This window comes from Salipaludibacillus aurantiacus (genome assembly GCF_900111295.1).
Lineage (GTDB): Bacteria > Bacillota > Bacilli > Bacillales > Salisediminibacteriaceae > Salipaludibacillus > Salipaludibacillus aurantiacus.
In genome coordinates, this window is record NZ_FOGT01000012.1 from 41,957 (window position 1) to 60,596 (window position 18,640).

21 protein-coding genes are annotated in these 18,640 nt (G+C 40.5%); 11 read left to right on the forward strand and 10 right to left on the reverse strand.

What is annotated here, in order from left to right; genetic code table 11:
- Positions 1 to 108 precede the first annotated feature (108 nt).
- From typA to BMW59_RS14505, 5 genes are all read left to right on the forward strand, one after another.
- Positions 109 to 1,950: a translational GTPase TypA gene (gene typA / locus BMW59_RS14485; RefSeq protein ID WP_425441279.1), complete on the forward strand. Its 1,842-nt coding sequence runs from the start codon at positions 109 to 111 to the stop codon at positions 1,948 to 1,950.
- A 327-nt stretch (positions 1,951 to 2,277) separates the two neighbouring features.
- Positions 2,278 to 2,787, forward strand: a complete 510-nt coding sequence (gene ectA, locus BMW59_RS14490; protein WP_093053695.1) for a diaminobutyrate acetyltransferase — start codon at positions 2,278 to 2,280, stop codon at positions 2,785 to 2,787.
- Between the two features lie 51 nt (positions 2,788 to 2,838).
- Positions 2,839 to 4,134 carry a diaminobutyrate--2-oxoglutarate transaminase gene (gene ectB, locus BMW59_RS14495; protein WP_093053699.1) on the forward strand — a complete coding sequence of 432 codons (1,296 nt, stop codon included), beginning with the start codon at positions 2,839 to 2,841 and terminating at the stop codon, positions 4,132 to 4,134.
- Between the two features lie 31 nt (positions 4,135 to 4,165).
- Positions 4,166 to 4,561 carry an ectoine synthase gene (locus BMW59_RS14500; RefSeq protein WP_093053703.1) on the forward strand — a complete coding sequence of 132 codons (396 nt, stop codon included), beginning with the start codon at positions 4,166 to 4,168 and terminating at the stop codon, positions 4,559 to 4,561.
- A gap of 87 nt (positions 4,562 to 4,648) precedes the next feature.
- On the forward strand, positions 4,649 to 5,704 hold the full coding sequence (locus tag BMW59_RS14505) for an AbrB family transcriptional regulator (RefSeq protein ID WP_093053706.1): 1,056 nt from the start codon (positions 4,649 to 4,651) through the stop codon (positions 5,702 to 5,704).
- A gap of 132 nt (positions 5,705 to 5,836) precedes the next feature.
- On the opposite strand, the gene BMW59_RS14510 is transcribed toward BMW59_RS14505, so the two are convergent.
- Positions 5,837 to 6,577 carry a site-specific integrase gene (locus BMW59_RS14510; RefSeq protein WP_342740255.1) on the reverse strand — a complete coding sequence of 247 codons (741 nt, stop codon included), beginning with the start codon at positions 6,575 to 6,577 and terminating at the stop codon, positions 5,837 to 5,839.
- 301 nt (positions 6,578 to 6,878) lie between these two features.
- Positions 6,879 to 7,394, reverse strand: a complete 516-nt coding sequence (locus BMW59_RS14515) for a P-loop NTPase family protein (protein ID WP_093053709.1) — start codon at positions 7,392 to 7,394, stop codon at positions 6,879 to 6,881.
- 89 nt (positions 7,395 to 7,483) lie between these two features.
- On the opposite strand from BMW59_RS14515, the gene BMW59_RS14520 reads away from it, so the two are divergent.
- Positions 7,484 to 7,879: a thiol-disulfide oxidoreductase DCC family protein gene (locus tag BMW59_RS14520; RefSeq protein ID WP_093053713.1), complete on the forward strand. Its 396-nt coding sequence runs from the start codon at positions 7,484 to 7,486 to the stop codon at positions 7,877 to 7,879.
- Here the strand turns inward: BMW59_RS14520 and BMW59_RS14525 are convergent.
- The 7 genes from BMW59_RS14525 to BMW59_RS14555 form a co-directional block, all read right to left on the reverse strand.
- The gene (locus BMW59_RS14525; protein ID WP_093053716.1) at positions 7,876 to 8,181 is read right to left on the reverse strand and encodes a hypothetical protein; all 306 of its coding nucleotides are present in this window, start codon (positions 8,179 to 8,181) and stop codon (positions 7,876 to 7,878) included. The two genes, BMW59_RS14520 and BMW59_RS14525, sit on opposite strands and share 4 nt — an antisense overlap.
- 67 nt (positions 8,182 to 8,248) lie before the next feature.
- A complete protein-coding gene (locus BMW59_RS14530) occupies positions 8,249 to 9,064 on the reverse strand; it encodes a cobalamin-binding protein (RefSeq protein ID WP_093053719.1) in 816 nt (271 codons plus the stop codon).
- A 212-nt stretch (positions 9,065 to 9,276) separates the two neighbouring features.
- Entirely contained in the window at positions 9,277 to 10,161 is an 885-nt protein-coding gene (locus BMW59_RS14535; protein WP_093053721.1) for a 5'-3' exonuclease, read from the reverse strand.
- Entirely contained in the window at positions 10,158 to 10,685 is a 528-nt protein-coding gene (locus tag BMW59_RS14540; RefSeq protein WP_093053724.1) for a DNA-deoxyinosine glycosylase, read from the reverse strand. The genes BMW59_RS14535 and BMW59_RS14540 overlap by 4 nt, the downstream gene beginning before the upstream one ends.
- Complete coding sequence (locus tag BMW59_RS14545; RefSeq protein WP_093053727.1) at positions 10,682 to 11,170, reverse strand: DUF6884 domain-containing protein; 489 nt, start codon at positions 11,168 to 11,170, stop codon at positions 10,682 to 10,684. The genes BMW59_RS14540 and BMW59_RS14545 overlap by 4 nt, the downstream gene beginning before the upstream one ends.
- A 204-nt stretch (positions 11,171 to 11,374) precedes the next feature.
- Positions 11,375 to 12,130 (reverse strand): DeoR/GlpR family DNA-binding transcription regulator, encoded by a 756-nt coding sequence (locus tag BMW59_RS14550; protein WP_093053730.1) that lies wholly within the window; start codon positions 12,128 to 12,130, stop codon positions 11,375 to 11,377.
- Between the two features lie 580 nt (positions 12,131 to 12,710).
- Entirely contained in the window at positions 12,711 to 13,286 is a 576-nt protein-coding gene (locus BMW59_RS14555) for a hypothetical protein (RefSeq protein ID WP_093053733.1), read from the reverse strand.
- 126 nt (positions 13,287 to 13,412) lie between these two features.
- Between BMW59_RS14555 and BMW59_RS14560 the strand changes: the two genes are divergently transcribed.
- The 5 genes from BMW59_RS14560 to BMW59_RS14580 all read left to right on the forward strand — a co-directional run bounded on the left by BMW59_RS14560 (position 13,413) and on the right by BMW59_RS14580 (position 17,028).
- Positions 13,413 to 13,607: a hypothetical protein gene (locus BMW59_RS14560; RefSeq protein WP_093053736.1), complete on the forward strand. Its 195-nt coding sequence runs from the start codon at positions 13,413 to 13,415 to the stop codon at positions 13,605 to 13,607.
- A 25-nt stretch (positions 13,608 to 13,632) separates the two neighbouring features.
- Positions 13,633 to 14,169, forward strand: coding sequence for a GNAT family N-acetyltransferase (locus tag BMW59_RS14565; protein WP_093053739.1), 537 nt, complete (start codon positions 13,633 to 13,635; stop codon positions 14,167 to 14,169).
- A 155-nt stretch (positions 14,170 to 14,324) separates the two neighbouring features.
- A complete protein-coding gene (locus BMW59_RS14570; protein ID WP_093053743.1) occupies positions 14,325 to 14,606 on the forward strand; it encodes a DUF3219 family protein in 282 nt (93 codons plus the stop codon).
- 365 nt (positions 14,607 to 14,971) lie between these two features.
- Entirely contained in the window at positions 14,972 to 15,646 is a 675-nt protein-coding gene (gene cuyB / locus BMW59_RS14575; protein WP_093053747.1) for a cysteate racemase, read from the forward strand.
- 257 nt (positions 15,647 to 15,903) lie between these two features.
- The gene (locus BMW59_RS14580; protein WP_177174358.1) at positions 15,904 to 17,028 is read left to right on the forward strand and encodes a YheC/YheD family endospore coat-associated protein; all 1,125 of its coding nucleotides are present in this window, start codon (positions 15,904 to 15,906) and stop codon (positions 17,026 to 17,028) included.
- A 320-nt stretch (positions 17,029 to 17,348) separates the two neighbouring features.
- On the opposite strand, the gene BMW59_RS14585 is transcribed toward BMW59_RS14580, so the two are convergent.
- Positions 17,349 to 18,428 (reverse strand): branched-chain amino acid aminotransferase, encoded by a 1,080-nt coding sequence (locus BMW59_RS14585; protein WP_093053753.1) that lies wholly within the window; start codon positions 18,426 to 18,428, stop codon positions 17,349 to 17,351.
- Positions 18,429 to 18,640 lie beyond the last annotated feature (212 nt).

Genomic DNA, 18,640 nt, shown 5'->3' on the forward strand with positions numbered 1-18,640 from the left:
TATATTTGCCGGACGGTCTTCTTATTTCTTATTTAATGAAATGACTTTTAATTTGTGGTACTATAGTATAGTTGAACAATTTTAAGACTGGACAGGAGCGTTTTAATAATGACAAGACGAGCGGACATCAGAAACATTGCGATTATTGCCCACGTGGATCACGGGAAAACAACTTTAGTGGATGAACTGTTAAAACAGTCCGGCACATTCCGTGAAAATGAACAAGTTAATGAACGGGCAATGGACAATAACGATATCGAAAAAGAGCGTGGAATTACTATTCTAGCCAAAAATACAGCAGTTGATTATGAGGATAAACGGGTTAATATTCTTGATACGCCAGGACACGCTGATTTTGGCGGCGAAGTAGAACGGATTTTAAAAATGGTTGACGGTGTGCTTTTAGTCGTTGATGCGTTTGAAGGCTGTATGCCGCAGACTCGTTTCGTACTGAAAAAAGCCTTAGAGCAGAAATTGACCCCTGTTGTCGTAGTTAATAAAATCGACCGCCCGATGGCCCGCCCTGAAGAAGTAATTGATGAAGTACTGGACCTGTTTATAGAACTCGGAGCTGATGAAGACCAGCTTGATTTCCCTGTTGTCTATGCCTCTGCTATTAACGGAACAGCCAGCCTTGATCCTGCTAACCAGGACGGCGATATGAAAATAGTATTTGATACAGTAATAGACAATGTCCCTGCCCCGGTTGACAATTCGGATGAACCTTTCCAATTCCAGGTCACTATGCTTGATTATAATGATTATCTTGGACGGATTGGTGTCGGACGGGTATTCCGCGGCACGATCCGGGTAGGCGACCAGGCTGCCCTCGTCCAGCGTGACGGATCAATTAAGAAGTTCAGAATATCCAAGCTGTTTGGTTTCTTAGGGTTAAAACGTTTAGAAATAAAAGAGGCAAAGGCAGGCGATCTGATCGCCATCGCAGGAATTGAAGACATTATGGTCGGTGAAACTATTTGCCCTGTCGACCATCCGGAACCAATGGAACTTGTGCGGATTGACGAACCAACTCTTCAAATGACATTCCTCGTTAATAACAGTCCTTTTGCCGGCCGCGAAGGTGATCATGTCACCAGCCGGAAAATTGAAGCCCGTCTGTTAACACAAGTAGAAACAGATGTCAGCCTGCGCGTGGAAAATACCAGTTCCCCGGATGTTTGGACAGTTTCCGGGCGCGGTGAACTCCACCTGTCTATCTTAATAGAGAATTTAAGGCGCGAAGGATACGAACTTCAAGTTTCAAAGCCTGAAGTTATTATCCGTGAAATTGACGGCCAAAGATGCGAACCGTTTGAAGCTGCCCAAGTAGATGTGCCTGAAGAATACACCGGAGCGGTTATGGAATCCTTGGGTGAGCGTAAAGGTGAACTCATAAATATGGCGAATAAAGGAGACGGACAGGTCAGAATGGATTTCTTAGTCCCTTCCCGCGGCCTGATCGGCTACACGACAGAATTTATGGCGCAAACGAAAGGTTACGGGATTCTAAACCATTCATTTGACAGTTATCAGCCTGTCGCAGAAGGTTATGTCGGCGGACGCAGACAAGGTGTGCTCGTCTCTATGGAAAAAGGAAAAGCTACTCCTTATGGAATGCTTCAGCTTGAAGACCGGGGCATCCTTTTCGTGGAACCCGGGACTGAAATATATGAAGGCATGATTGTCGGCGAACACAATCGTGATAATGACCTGACTGTCAATATTACTAAAATGAAACAGCAGACAAACATTCGCTCGGCCACAAAAGAACAAACAGTCACGATGAAAAAACCGAGAATTTTAACACTTGAAGAAGCGTTAGAGTTTTTAAATGAAGATGAATATTGTGAAGTAACTCCGGAATCGATCCGCCTTCGGAAAAAAATTCTGGATAAAAGCACCCGCGAACGCGAAGAAAAACGAAAAAAATTAGCAGCAAAAAACAGCTAATACGCTGTGATTGCCTGCATGACAGGGATTCCAACAATTTTGTTGGAATCTTTTTTTCTTTTTTCCTATCATAGCAAGGGTTTTAGCCGTTTAAATTTTCAAAACCGTTGAAATACACACAATTCGGGAGAAATAAATAAGATGAACGCTCTAAGCACTACTAAGCTCTACTGACACACATATATACTTATTCACGATGATTAAACATGTTTGATTATTTAACAAGAACTTCCTATGATTAATAATGTTCATTGGTTGAGATGAATTTTTGATTGAGGAGGAATTTCAACGCTGCAAAACAATAAACTTAAAGGTGGGAATTTCATAATGAGTAAAAACACAACGGCAGTACTTGATACAGTTACGTTAGAGCAGCCAGCAAAAGAAGACGGTCAAGGGATGTGGCTTCTGGCTAAAAAAACATCGCTTGATTTAAATTCAGCCTATAAGTATATTATGTTCGCTGAATACTTCTCAGAAACGTGTGTGGTTGCTAAAGAACGTGGTGAAGTCGTTGGTTTTATCACAGGATTTATTCAGCCTGAACATCCGGATGTTATTTTCGTATGGCAGGTTGGTGTAGATTCATCTCAACGCGGAAAAGGGATCGGCTCCAAAATGTTAAATGAACTGATTTCACGAGACGCATCAAAAAATGTACGCTTTTTGGAGGCGACCATTACTGAAGATAATAAAGCCTCTCAGTCTTTATTCAAGCGACTAGCAAGAGATCACGATACCGATTACGAAGTGCGTGAATGTTTCCCTGAAGAAGTCTTTCCTGAAGAGGGAACAAAAGCCGAGTACACGTATCGTATTGGACCTTTTTCCAAATAACTGATCTGATTGAAAGAAACTGATTACAAAAGACGGAGGGAATTGACACTTATGACAAACAAAGATCTGCAAATTATTGAAGAGCATGAATCATGTGTAAGAAGCTATGTAAGAAGTTTTCCTGCAGTGTTCACTAAAGCACGGGGTTACAAGATCTGGGACGACGAAGGAAAAGAATATATTGACTTCTTCTCTGGCGCAGGTGCTCTTAACTACGGACACAACGAACCAAACATGAAGAAAAAACTGGTTGAGTACATTCTTGACGACGGAATTACTCATTCATTGGATAAAGCAACAAAAGCGAAAACTGAATTTTTAGAGAAATTTAGTGACGTTATACTGAAACCAAGAAATTTAGATTATAAGGTTATGTTTCCTGGACCAACGGGTACAAATACTGTGGAAAGTGCATTAAAGCTTGCCCGTAAAGTGACAGGTAGAACAGAGGTTATCAGTTTCACTAACGGTTTCCACGGCATGACAATCGGTTCCCTGTCTGTAACAGGTAACTCTATGAAGCGAAATGGCGCAGGAATTCCACTGAACCATACGGTAACGATGCCTTATGATAATTTCACCGGCGAAGACATGGAAACACTTGATTATCTAGAAAGATTTTTAGAAGATAACGGCAGCGGTGTTTCTGTACCGGCAGCTATTATCCTTGAGACTGTCCAAGGCGAAGGCGGTATCAATGCGGCCCGCTTTGAATGGCTGAAAAAAGTGGATGAGATTTGTAAGCGCTGGGACATTATCCTTATCATTGATGATGTTCAGGCAGGTGTCGGACGTACCGGAACGTTCTTCTCTTTCGAACCGGCAAACATTAAGCCGGATATTGTCTGCCTTTCCAAATCTATCGGAGGCTACGGACTTCCGCTCGCACTGACGCTTATCCGCCCTGAGCTTGATCAATGGAAGCCAGGTGAACACAACGGAACATTCCGGGGCAACAACCATGCTTTCATTACAGCAACTGAAGCTTTATCTTATTGGGAAGATCCTAAATTTGAAAAAAGCATTCAGGATAAGTCAGACAGAATTACAAAGTTCCTTCAAGAAATGATTAACAAATATCCTGAAATGAAGGCTCACCTTAAAGGCCGCGGCTTTATGCAGGGTATCTCTTCCGATGTGGAAGGCTTCAGTGAAAAAGTGTGTGAACACGCCTTTACTAACGGCATGATTATGGAAACAGCCGGCGGGCAGGACCAGGTATTTAAGCTCTTTCCACCTATCAATATTGATGAAGAAGGCTTAGAAAAAGGATTTGAACTCATCGAAAAAAGTATTAAAGATGCGATCAAACAAATGAATCTCAAAAGCGATACTGTTACAAACTAAGCAGTGAAAACACCTAAGGAGGACACGGAACATGAAAGTAGTAAAACTAGAAGACATTATTGGTACTGATCAGGAAATTAAAGCTGATAACTGGACGAGTCGACGTCTTATCTTAAAAAAAGATAAAATGGGCTACTCTGTCCACGATACTGTAATTAAAGCTGGAACTGAAACGCACATCTGGTACAAAAACCACCTTGAATCCGTGTATTGTATTGAAGGAGACGGAGAAGTAGAAACACTTTCAGATAATAAGATCCACCCTATTTCAGCTGATACACTGTATGCTCTTGATGAGCATGATGAGCACCTTCTACGTGCCAACACTGACATGAGAATGGTATGTGTATTCAATCCCCCTATTACGGGTAAAGAAACGCATAACGAAGAAGGCGTTTATGAATTAGTTGAAGACGACGATGAATAAATAAATTCAGCCGACCGCTTAGCCGCGGCCGGCTTTTTCTATGTCTGTGATACAATGAGATAGAAGTTTAAGTTGGAGATGAATAAAATGAAAGAAACTAAGCCGTTTATTGAAACACTGATTGCCGGGCTTGCAGGCGCTGGCCTCTTTTCTCTTTTAAACCTCCCTCTTCCATGGATGTTAGGCCCTCTGGCCTTTGTGATGCTGTGGCAGGGAATGTCAGGAAGACAGTTAATATGGCCGAAAGCTTTGAAAAGCAGCGGTCTTATTACGCTCGGCATCTCTTTTGGCCTTTATTTTACGTTAGAGACAGTTCAGCTGGTCGGCCCTTATGCCCTTCCGTATATTATCATTACTTTACTTCTTATTACAGCCAGTATAATAAACAGCTCAATAGTCTCAAGATTTATTAAGGTCGACCGGATCACAAGTGTGTTCGGCTCCATTCCAGGAGGATTAACTGAGATGGTCATAGTCAGCGAATCACTTAAGGGAAACGCTGCCTATGTGATGGTTTTCCAGACGATACGCCTGCTCGTTGTTCTTTTTACAGTGCCATTCATTATCATTTATATATTCTCCGCCCAAAACACTGGCCAGGATACCCTTATGGCGCATACAGGAACGGCCTTTCTATCGTGGAACGTTTTATGGCTCCTGGTGCCTGTACTGTTAGGTGTCCGTTTCCACCACTTGCTGCCTGCCGGGATTATGATTATTCCGCTGTCGGTAACTGCCGTGATGAATATTGGGCCTGTCCAGGTGCCGGCTATCCCTGAAGCTGTCTTTCTCGGTGCCCAGTTGTGCGTGGGCGTCGCCCTGGGGAAAAACATCCTATTAAAAGACGTTAAAAATGCGGGTAAATACGGCTTTATTTATGCGGGGCTTGCTCTCTTGCTCATATTCATTTCCTTCATCTCAGGTTTTCTTTTATACTCTGTCACTTCAATGGACTTGCCTACTGCGCTCTTAAGCACTGCTCCTGGCGGAGTCGTTGAGATGGTATTAACAGCCTCGATTGTTGGTGCTGATCCGGCTATTGTCACTGCTCTGCAGTTGACACGAATTATTCTCATCATCTTACTCGTTCCCGTTTCACTCAGTTGGTACTTTAATAAAACGGCAAAAGAAAAGGCGGCATAATAATGTTTAAGCTGCTTTTTCTTTTGAGTACTTATTTATTACTTATACATGCCTTGTCTCCCTCATGATGAAAACGGGATCCACAGCATAAAATAAACTGTGGTTAATTTACCTTTTTTAAAGCTCCTCAAATCACAGGCTGAAATCATCTATCGTTTCATCTATTTCTTCTTGGGATACTCCTATATACCTCAGCGTGACACTTTGCGACGAATGGTTAAAAAGCGTCTGAAGAAAATTAACATCTTCATACTTCTGGTAAAAATGGTAACCAAACGTTTTTCTCATCGTATGTGTGCCTACAAACTCAACCCCCGCTTCCTCTGCTGCACGCTTAATAATTTTATAAGCTCTATCCCGCTGGACAGGTTTTTTCGTCTTCCGGGAAGCAAACAAATAATCATTATCCTCCATCCCCAGCGTATATTCCGTTATCTGTTCCCTTAACTCCTTATTTAACGGAAATCTTTTAATCTTTCCTGTTGATTTTTCAACAATTTTTATATACTTTTTCCCTTTTACATCCTGGACTTTTAATGGTAGCATGTCTCCCAGCCGGAGGCCTGTATTTAACCCTAAAATAAACAGGAAATGGTCACGGGAAGACGAAGCAGAGAGGATGGATTTTATTTTTTCCAATACCTCTTTTTCTCTGATAGGCTCTACCGTTCTCGGCCCCATTGCAATTAATGCCTGAAAATCTGATGTCATTTCTAACGGTCTTTTTCCTTTTAATTTCAACTCATTTAATCGTTTAATCCGGTTTTCAGTCTGCCGGAAACCAATCTTCTCTCCCAACGCCTGAAACTCTTTCTCTGTTAACCGGACATACTTTTCATAATTTATCTTAGCTGATCGTCCTTCCTCAGTCATTCTCATCACCTCGCCAGTTGATCTATCGCTTTATTTTAACATACAAATACTCTCATTTAGTATTTTAAAAATAAAATAATAATACTAAAATTCTCATTTAGTATCGTAACCGACTTTTTGTATCTTATATAAAAAATAGTGCTAAAGAGGCTTTAAAAAAGATCAATTTGTAAACTTCTATCTCTATAATACTAAATGAGATTAATTGTATTTTTATTTAACAATAAAAAAGAAGTGCTGGTTCCAGCAACTTCAACTGTTTTTATATGTACTGCTTCGTTTTAGGAAATCCATTCTCTTTCTATAACTTATTAAGAAACTGGGAAATGTCTTTTTTAGTTTTTAACCGGTACACAGTCTTTGGCTTCCCCAAATTATTAAAATAACGGAGCCTTTCTTCGGAATTATTTTTTCTCGAATGATAAGTTTTAAGTATAAAACTTAAAAACTCCTTATCCATTTTTTCCGGGCAGCCAGCTCCCATATCTTCCCTGTTGCGGCCTATGTTAGTGAGCCATCTTTTCATTACCCGATAAAGACATATTCTGAGCGGGAGTTCTAAATATATAATCGTATCTGCTTCTTCAGCTCGTATCTCGTAGGTTGATGAATAATTACCTTCAATAATCCATTCTCTTTTGTTTACAATCTTTTGTTGTGCGTACGTGAAATCTTCTTGTGTTGACTTTACCCAGCCCGGTTTCCAGTATAATGTATCTAAATGGTATACAGGGGTACCGGTTTTAGCTCCCAACTGCTTAGCAAACGTGGATTTACCAACGCCGGCAGAGACACCGATAACCATCACTTTTTCCATCATTCTCCTCCGCTCTCTCTTTTTTATTTTTTTGCCGTTTCGGGTATAAAACATACTAACGACGATTATATAAGACAGGAGTGCAAACTATGAGTCATATTGTTTTATTCGATGGTGATTGTAATATTTGTGACACAAGTGTTCAGTTTATTATTAAAAGGGACCCTCAGCAAAAATTTGCTTTTGCGTCATTACAAAGTGATACAGGGAAAGCTCTGTTAAAGAAATATCAGGTGGACAGGCGGACAGACAGCATTGTGCTGATTGAGAAAAGCGGTAAAATATTTGAAAAGTCCTCTGCAGCTCTTCGTATTGCCCGGAGACTTAAAGGCGGCTGGAAACTGACTGCTTTATTTTTAATCGTGCCGCCTTTTATCAGGAATTTCTTTTACGACCTGATTGCAAAGAACCGTTACAAGTGGTTCGGAAAGAAATCATCTTGCCGAATGCCTACGCCGGATGAGCGGAAACGCTTTCTGGATTAAGGTTTTTTAACAAGTACAGACTTCTGGACAAAAGCAGGAGGTTTTATAGGAATTACTCTTGTGTGGAGGACATAGACTTCTTCATCTACTACGAATCTTCCTTTTCCGAGGTATTCCGCTTGTTTCCCCTGCCTCTTTAATTCCAGTGCTGTTGCATGTGCCTGCTCAGTAAAATTATTATAAAAGTTATCCAGTGTTACCACTATCCGTTTTTTACCGTATCCATGGTAGAGACTGTAAAGCATCATTCCACCCGCTGTTAAAGCGACTATGGCGACAGCACTCCCCAATGTGCCGAGCATGCGAAACCCTCCTTAGATTCTATAATAATTCATACGAATCCAAGGAGGGGAAAGTTTCTATTTTTTACTAATTTAATAGCGGGTCAAACCCATCTTTATAAGGTGGATAAATATCAGGATGCAAAATAGCAGCCATTTGAGCCAGCCCGGTTAAAAGCCTTGGCGAAGGCCGGCAGAAATACGGTTCTTCAAGAATATGCAGGGAATCGTCCGTTACTGCCTTCATAGAGGCCCAGCCGGGGCGTTTTTTTATGAATTCAGGTTTTACTTTATGCTGCTGTACGCCGACCCATATGGCAGCAATTACGTCAGGGTCCCTGGACAGCACATCGGCCCAGTCCGTCTGGACGCTGGCCTGATCATAATCTTCATAAATATTTACTCCTCCTGCAAGTTCAGAAAGCTCTGTCAGCCAGTTCTGTTTCCCCGGAGTAAAAACGGGTTTCCCCCACCATTCCCAGTAAATTGTTTTCCGCTCCGTTACTTTACGGCTCAGTTCCGCATAGTGATCCATAAAATGATTGAACTTTCTATAGGCTTTCTCCCCTTTTTCACGATCCCCGGTCTGCTCTCCAAGCCATAAGAGAATGTCACCTACCTCCGTCATAGTCGTCGGATTAGGCAACGTAATATAAGGCAGCCCTTTTTCTTTTAAGGCTTCTATATTTTTTTCCATACCTGGCACCGTCTCTGAAGCTAATATTAAATCGGGTTTAAGGTCCGCCGCTTTTTCCACATTAATCGAAAGATCCGGCCCGAGCTTCGGCAAATCTTTAATCGAAGAAGGCCAGTCAGAGTAGTCGTCCACTCCTGCAAGACTGTCTTCTAAACCGGCATAAACCGCGAGTTCCGTATTGCTCGGACAAAGTGAAAGTATTCTCAAGTTAATATACCGCCCTTCTACCGAAGTTTTTTTCTTAATACTTTTCTTTCAGCTTGAGGGACGCATTGAAAACAGACGTTTATTTCCTCGCCCCGTTCATTTACATAAGTCGTTGGGGAACGTAATTTCCCTTTGCAAAAATCGCATGTCTTCTTTTTGAAGAGCCACTTAATCATTGTGTCTTTTCCCTTCCTTTTAAGCCGTTTTTAGGGTTATCTGACTTTCACACGAATGCCCCGCCCGTTCATTTCTCTTAAAACTGTTTCTTCATCCAGATCCAGTTTCAGCTCATCTGGATGAGAGCCGGCAACTTCTTCAATGTCTGTCACAATTTCTGATAACTCCCTGCTGATCCAGCACGATTCCTGTCCTTCATGTAACTTTTTCTTATATCTTTTAAAAGCAGGATCTAATTCTTCGACACTTTTAAACAATTGTTTAAGATTTCCGTATTGGCGAATGAGGGGCAGAGCGGATTTTTCCCCTACTCCCGGACAGCCGGGAATGTTATCACTCGGATCGCCAAGGAGTGCTTTTACATCTACCCATTGGGACGGAGAGATGTCGAAATCGTCCTTAAACCTATCGGCAGAATAGATGATCTCCTGCTTTTTTTTAGCCAGGATCTGATTAGTCGTCTCGTTCAACAGCTGGAATAAATCCCGGTCATTACTGTAAATAAACGTTTGCCCTAAATCATTTTTATACCATTTGTCTGAAAAGGCGCCAATAATATCATCTGCTTCAAAGCCGGCAACGCTCATCTGATGGATATTCAGATTATCAAGAAGTTCACACGTTAAGTGATACTGCTCAATTAAAGGATCAGGCAGATCAGTCCGCTGGGCTTTATAAAAAGCGTACTTCTGATTTCTTGCTGTATCTTCTCTTTTTCCGTCCCAGGCAACAGACAGATGTGTAATATTATAATTTCTCGTCAGCTGAAATAATTTTTGAAAAAATACTCTTGCGGCATTCACATACTCGCCTTTTTCGTTTTTTGAAAGCTGCTCCTCGCTTCTTCCATAAGCTGTAGCAAAATAACCCCGGCTTAATAAATTAAAGCCGTCAATAAGTAATAATGTATTCTCTTTCATCTTTTTTCTCCCCCGTTATGCTGTAAATAATCAGTCATCTCCCGCCATGCTTTTACTTTTTCGGAAAAAGATTTAACGTTTCTTCCCGGAACAGGACTGGTAGAAGGCAATTTAGTATAAGGTACTGGTGGAAAAGCATGGTTTTTAATATATTTACGAAATGTCTCGTAAGCCTTCGTTCCATTAAGACCCACCCATTGAATCGTCGGATATGTGGTCAAAAGTCCCGCCAGATCGTTCATTTTTTCGTCTCTGATAGCTGAATCCAGACTTCCTTTCCTCTTGCACGAGCCGATCACATCCCATAAAGCAATATGGTTTGTTTTTAAAAAGTCGCATTTCCGCTCATAACTGAATGTGGAAAGGTCAGTATTTAAAAGTTCTCCGACAAGCGGCCAGAAATGATTTCGCGGGTTGCCATAATATTCTCGGCGCTGAAGAGACTGTTCTCCAGGCATAGATCCTAAAATAAGAACCCTGGCGCCTTTCTGAACGACCGGTTCCAAAGAATGACGTTCTTTCACCTCTCATCCTCCCCAATCTGTCCGGATTGACTATGAAAAGGACGGTTATCCTCCACAGCCTTCTTTAGCTCCCTCTGCATGTATCCTATTCCTTTGCACTTAAGAAGTGGAAAGTGAAGGATGCTTCTGTTACCTGAGGCTGACTCCATTACCGGTACATATTTTCTTCCAGTCAGAACAACAAGCTGCTCATAGGTGTCCAGTGATTTCTCTTCAAACTGCTGTTTAAGAGCAGAAGGTGAGATGACCTCACTGTTTCTCATTGAAAAGCTGACATCATAAGGGCCTGGAACCCAATCATCCGGTCTGAGAAAGCCATGCTTGGCTGACAAAATGACATAGTCTTCGAAAAAACGGACGGCATATTGTTTACACAGCTTGTGAAATACACCGGTGTAGGCGTGCTTTGCCCTGGCCGCCTTTCTCAAGGGTTCACTGTCCCATATCTTTTTGTTGCCGCACGGAATAACACACAACTCTTTCATCATGCCTCTCCTTTACAGCTCAGTCTTATATTATTCTATCGTATCATACATCAATTTAAGTGATTAGCAGATTTGCTCATCCCCTATCCAAAAGAAAAACTGCCCTTTTAAAGAGCAGTTTTTTTATTTAATAAACCGGGAAGATTTTCTCGCCTGCCGGACAGTCACGCAAACCAGCCCGTTTATTAACATAATACTATTATATTAAACAAGGTGAACTGTTACATTTTTCATTTTAAAATAACTTTGTAATGACTCTCCGGGTGGCCGGTCGGTAATAATGTGGTCCACTTCTTCCAGATCTCCAATTTTAACAAAGTCATTCCTGTCAAATTTACTATAATCGGCGAGTACGAAAACTTCCCCCGCCTGCTCGATCATCTTCCTTTTCATAGCCCCGTCTTCTTCATGAGCGACAGTGAGACCCTTTTCCGAAATACCGACCACGCCTATAAATGCTTTGTCTGCAAAAAAACGCGACATACTGTTGACTGCTTCGTTCCCGTACATATACCGGTGGCTCTTATGAAGAATTCCGCCGACCACATGAATATTTACAGAGTGATACGATGCGAGCAGGTCTGCCTGGTGCAGCGAATTAGTTACGACGGTACATTCCTTCCCCTCTAAAGCTGCTGAACATGTCTGCACAGTTGTGGAAGCGTCCAGTATAATTCTATCACCGGCTCTCACTTTTTCAGCAGCAAGCCGTCCGATTTTCCGGTGGTCTTCTGTTATATTTTCCATCCGTACCTCATAACTTGGAATATCCTCTTTACGGGAGCTCTTCATGGCTCCTCCGCGTGTACGGATAATACGTCCATCCTCCTCCAGCCGGACAAGATCTCTTCTCGCCGTATCCTTTGAGACGTTAAACATATCGCAAATATCTTCAATTTGAATGGACGAATGGCCGATCAGATAGTGACTAATCGCTTCCATACGTTCTTCTTGATTCATCGTATTTCCTCCAGTCTATGATAAATATAATTATAAGCTAAAAACTTATAGATTGCAATTTATATAAGTTAATTTAAGTAATTTTAAGTTTGTTATGCAATTTTATAAGTTTTTTCATTAAATATAGCGCTTTTACTTACGTTAAGAAACGTGTATGATCATACTAAAAGGAGGTTCCTCATGAAGGTTACAAAGGACGCAGCTGTGTTTCTTAAACAATTAATGGAGAAGCAGAAGAAAAATACGGCAGTTATTGGGTACAAAGCAAACAAACGGTGAGGGGCTTCCGATTTCCGGCTAACTCTGGACGAGTTGCCTCACGAAAAAATAAAAGAGATCCATTACGGTGTTAACTTTTATATCGAACCTGAAGCTGAAGTTAACAGTTCATATTTATTAATATGTATGGAGAACAAGCGTCTTATTTTAAAAGATGCGAGACAAAGAAATGCTTGACGGCTGTTATTTGCCGTCAAGCTTATAAATATCATCTATAAGAATAAAGAAGCCGGGCTGTACCTGACTGACTTTTTTTCTCTAGCTTCCTCTCACCTCTCAGATGTCCCCCCCTCTTCTTAAGTTATTTCCATTTAGCAGCCAACCTGCGTATTAACAAAATACCTTTTATCAGTAAACCTGCAAAAAGCACTGCAAAACTGGTATAAATTAAGTTCCATTTTATAAAAGTAAATACAGTAGCCAGTTCAGCGATCACTGGAGTAACTGACGGGTAACGCGCCATAACAACAGAAGCTGAAGTGTTTTCAAAAAAATCAAATAGCACAGCGCCAAAAGGGAGTAAATGACTATATTTTATAATTTTTACAGACTGAAAAGACCTGTAAAGATTCGTTAATGATGTGTATAAAAAAAAGAGATAGACGAGCGGCCATACAATGTCAAATGTAAATCTTGAACGGATATAATACTCTCTCCCCTCTTCGCCATATTCTTCTGCCATCCTGTATATATCATCGGAAGTGTACACATACGATCCGTCAGGAGATTCTCCTGTCCCAGTTATACGTTCAGTAGTTGCTGCCGTTTCCGGCAGAATAAATGTTAAAAACAAACTAAAAATAATAAATGACAGGAGCCATGTTTTAAAGCCAGTCTTCCTGTATAAATAATTTGAGAACAAATCCAATTTTTTCATAGAGTAAGTGTCCTTTTTAAAGAATAAGTTATTATTCATATTAACATAATTAACCAGAAATCAATGTTATAATGATTAAACTGACAAAACCCTGAAGAAGCACATATTAAAAAGATGGAGGTGCGAATGAAAAAAATGACACCTGTTCCCTACCCTGTTCTTTTCGGAATGGCAGGGGCATTCAGTTTCTCTGCGATTATCATTGTCCTCGGCCAACTGTTAACGGGAGAAATCCTCTGGGCAGCGGCCATCATTGGATTTATTTTCTCGTTTGCAGTCATCTTAGCTATTTATCATTTTCTAAAGAAATATATTAACTGATATTTTTTTAAGGAGGATCTTATTAATGGACCGCGTCTCGTTAATTAAACCGACTACCCTGCTGGAAAAAGAATACCTGTCATTTTACAAGGAATGGAAGGAAAGTGGCGAAGTGATGATTCCGTGGGTCATTGAGAGATCCCCTTTTGAGTTTGGCAAAATGGTTCAGTCGTTATATGATAACGAAAATGAATTGAAACTGCCAAAAGGATGGGTCCCCGACTCTACATACTGGCTGGTTAATGAACAAAGCCGGATCTTAGGCTGTGTCAATATACGCCACAAACTGACTGAGAAATTATTAAATGAAGGCGGCCACATCGGTTATGGCATACGGCCTTCGGAACGACGAAAAGGGTATGCTTCCAGGCTGCTTGAATTATCCCTGGAAAAAGCTGATTTAATCGGGATCCGCAAAGTCCTTGTTGTCTGTGATGATTACAACACGGCTTCAAGAAAGACGATTCTTAAAAATGGCGGTATACGGGACGACGATTTTACAGATAATCAGGGAAATGTGGTACACCGTTTCTGGATTACTCTTAATACTGAAAAACAGTAACAGACCTACTCATGATTCTTAGTACCCTGCTTTAAATCCATATTTTGAAAGCAGCAGCACTTAAAGGGACAACGAATTAACCTCATGTTATTGCCGACAATACTAAGAGCATATAGAGAACAGCGGACAGCACACTCATTTAAGGTGGTGACACTTTGGTTAAAACACTGATTTTAAACAACAGGTCTATAGATTTAGAAGATTACGAAGAAAAAACGGAGAATGGCAGAACAATGGTTTCGGTTCATTTTAAAGTGACCCATGAGGATTATCATGACATTACCACCCTGCTCTATAACGGTCCTTTTAATGTTGAAGTGCCGGAAAGAAACCTGACTTTTAAAGGATCAATAGCAAGCTATGCCAGTTCTGTAACCAACCTGTACGAAAAAGGCAGTGTCGGAAATTTTAAATTAAGTCTGATTGAGGTGCAGTAATTACTGGTTCCCATTTCTGCTCGATAATCAGCTGAAACAGGATTCCCCAATTTTTAAAAACTAAAATGTTAACAGATGAAACTCGCCGTTTAACGGCCGGTGTCATATTGATATAAACCTGCAGCAGGCCGGAAATTTCCGGCCTGCTGCAGGTTTTTTCTATTTTTCATGACATTTCCCAGTTACTCCCCAGCAAACACTCTAATGTAAACAAGCTTTTATGGCTCTTTTTCTTTACAGACACCACCTCAGAGAATATTAGTGGAAAATGTGCTTTTACGTGAGGACAAGGGTTTATACCAATTCTTTCAGAGGTCATAAGATATTAGTAATTTCAGGATAAATCATAGAAAGAGGAGAAGCCGATGTCGAAAATAATAGGAATTCTGGGAGGAATGGGACCGGCTGCTACAATTGACTTATTTAGAAAAATTGTCCTGAATACGAAAGCCGAAACAGATCAGGAGCACTTGCCTATATTTATTTATAACAACACAAAAATCCCCGCTGTAAGAGAATCTGAAAAAGCATTAAACCAATTAGTTATTTCAGCAAGGATTCTTGAAAAAGCAGGCGTGGACTTCATTATTATGCCATGTAACACAGCTCATATATGGCAGGATGAAATAAAAGAGGCTTTGACCATTCCTTTTTACAGTATGGTTGATCTCACAATAGAAACACTCCTTCGGGACTACAAGCACAAAAAAGTTCTTTTACTTGCTACAGCTACAACAGTAGATTACGGGTTATACCAGAAAGCATGCCAGAATACTCCTCTCGAAATCATCACTCCAAATGCAGAAGAACAGAAAATCATCAATAAAACGATTAAATGTGTGAAAGCAGGAAAGTTAGAAGATAATCCTTATTTAAAAGATTTAAACAGAGTTTTAGAAAAGTATTATAACGAAAGTATTTCATCGCTCATTGGCGGTTGCACTGAAATTCCTCTGTTATTTGATTATCTTAAAAATGATATGACCAAGATAGACCCTACTCTTTTACTGGCAAAAATGTCTGTGAAGAAAGCGTTATAAAAGAAATTCTCTAAAATGAATATTCTTAACTATACAAATATGAATCAGGGGTGAAATAATTGGCTAAGAAATTTAAGGGCTTTATCCGTTTCAGCCGTAAAAGAAACCAAAGCTCCATTTATTTAAATAATAGAACTTTAAGAAGGCTGAAAATTAATTCTGGCTATATAAAACTCCATTTTGGAGAAAAGAGTAAAAAACTGAATATAAAAATCGACCGGAAACTAAACACAGGGGAAATTATAATCCCAAGAAGAATGTCAAAAAGAATCACCATCCCAGTCTTAAAATACGAATGCTATTTCAAAGGGAACAACATGTATTTAGGTCCTGTCATTGGCCATCTTGTTTCAGCCAGAAATTATAAAAGGCGGCGCCTCCAGAAACTCCGGTTCAGCAAATATAATGGAATAAACGGCTTGATATTTATTTTTAAAAAAAGAGGCATTAATCGCTACAATAAGACTATTAAGGGCTACTATTACAACGCGAAGACAGCTTCATTTACTGCTGGCACTTTTCCATATCCATCTGCCATGTTTATCCGTACCAGAATGAAAACCTCCACTTACAGGCATTTTAAATATCATATTGGCAAAAAGATCTTTAACTTTCCGTTTATTAACGGTAGCAAATGGAAATTTTACAGCAGAATGAGCAGAAGAAAAAATATTAGAAACCATTTACCGAAAACCATGAGATACAAGGGTGTTGACAGCGTTGTAAGAATGGCCAAAAAATATAATTCTGTCTACTTGAAGCCTCGAGCTTTATCCAGAGGCAGAGGAATCTTACACGTAAGAAAATTAAAAAATGGTTACCGAATATCCAACCATACAGGTTACAGAAAAGTTGTTAAAACGAAAAAAAGATTAGCCGCAGTATTAAGAAACAAACTCAGAAAAAATGGAAATTATATTGTCCAGCAGGAGATCCGCTTTAAAAAATCCAGGAACAAAATGGATTTCAGGGTGTATATCCAGAAAGATGAAACTAAACAGTGGAAATATTCAGGAATGGAAACTAAAGTAGCTAAAGCAGGAAGTGTTATTTCAAATTCTAAAAACAGGGAGAGGATAATTCCGGGTGACAAAGCATTTAAAGAAGTATTTAATATGAACGATTCACAGGCGAAACAGAAAAAAGAAGAACTGACCAGACTGTGTATCAGAGTTTTAAAGGGTATGGAAAGAGACGGAGCAAAGCTTGGAGACGCAGCTGTAGACTTCGTAATGGATAAGAACCGTAAAATATGGCTGCTGGAAGTCCAGGTCAATTATGCGTCTGAAAAAAAAGCTTATCGGACAAAAGATGAACGCCTCGTCCTGCCTTATATCCTGCCTACTCCATTTAAATATGCAAAAGCTCTTTCAGGGTTTTAATTAGTTCCCGGGGGCGGCTATCCAAAAAAATCAGGATTTAACTGAACATTAATCGGCAAGTGCATGCCACTTGCCGATTTCCATTTCTTAAAGCAATGAACGTCAAGATATTCAGAAGAATTACGTTAAATATGTTGTTGACTATAATTGCAACCATCTGTAAGACATACAAAATGACAGAAGACAGTTATAAAACCTGAAGTTAAATGAAATGAATGTAAAAATAAAAAGCATGAGTTCGGTTCGGCACCGGACTCATGCCCTGCCTGCTGGATAAAACGCCTCACTATTGATGTTCGCTTTACCTTCTTGAGAGGCTTTTAAAGTTCCTTCACTGTTTCTGTCCAGTTGAAAGTATCAGGGAGTTTCCCTGTCTGGATCCCTGTTATTGTATTATAAAGGAATTTTGTTAAGTCTCCAGTCTGTCTTCCGTTAATAATCATTGTTTCATCCTGCCAGCTTAATTCGCCTATGGGGGACACAACTGCGGCCGTTCCGGCTCCGAACGCTTCTTCAAGCTGTCCATCTTCATAAGCCTGAAGCAGTTCTTCCATTGAAATTTTACGTTCTATAACATCGATATTCCAATGCTTAAGCAATTCGATAATCGATTTTCTGGTGACCCCTTCTAAAATACTGTCATTCAGTTCAGGCGTAATAATCTGCCCGTTAATTTTAAAAAACACATTCATGCTGCCTACTTCTTCAATATATTTTTTATGGACGCCGTCAAGCCACATCACCTGGGCGTGTCCTCTGTCTGCAGCTTTTTCCTGAGCCTTGTAACCCCCGCAGTAATTACCGCCGGTTTTCGCGGTACCTGTTCCGCCTCTCACAGCCCGGGTAAAATGTTCTTCCACTTGTATGCTGACCGGATGGATCCCTTCAGGGTAGTATGATCCGACAGGCGAAAGAATAATCATAAACTTATAGCTTTGTGATGGAGCGACGGCCAGATTAGCCTCCGTAGCAATAACAAATGGACGAATATATAATGATCGGCCTTCTTCATTAGGTATCCACTCTTTCTCAAGCAATAAGAGCTGTTTTAAATAATTAATGACCAGTTCTTCGCTTATCGGCGGAATGCTCATCCGGCCGTTTGAACGGTTCATGCGTTTAAGGTTTTCTTCCGGCCTGAACAGCTGGATGTCGCCTTCTGAATTAAGGTAAGCTTTTAACCCTTCGAATACGGATTGCCCGTAATGAAAAATCATCGCTGCTGGATCAAGTGTAATTGGTTCATATGGGACAATCTGCGGCTGAAACCAGCCCTTCTCCCTTGTGTATTCCATTGTAAACATATGATCTGTAAAGACTTGCCCAAAAGGAAGGTCGTCTCCTTCAGGTTTTGGTTTTTTGTTTTGGTTTTCTACAATATCCAGTTTTGCTTCGATCATTTCTCTCACTCCTTTATAAGACTCTTTTCAATTTAAGTGTTGATTTGTCCCTGCTCGCTTGTCCCCTGGAACGTCGCTGATCCTCCGGGTGTGCTCCCCTCCGTTCAGAAGAGTATTATTAACTAAAGAAAAACGCCCGGAATAAGGCATTCCAGCGCTTTAAAGGGTCATATTCCGGTTTCTCTGCTCTTTTCTGACTCTCCGTTCAGTGG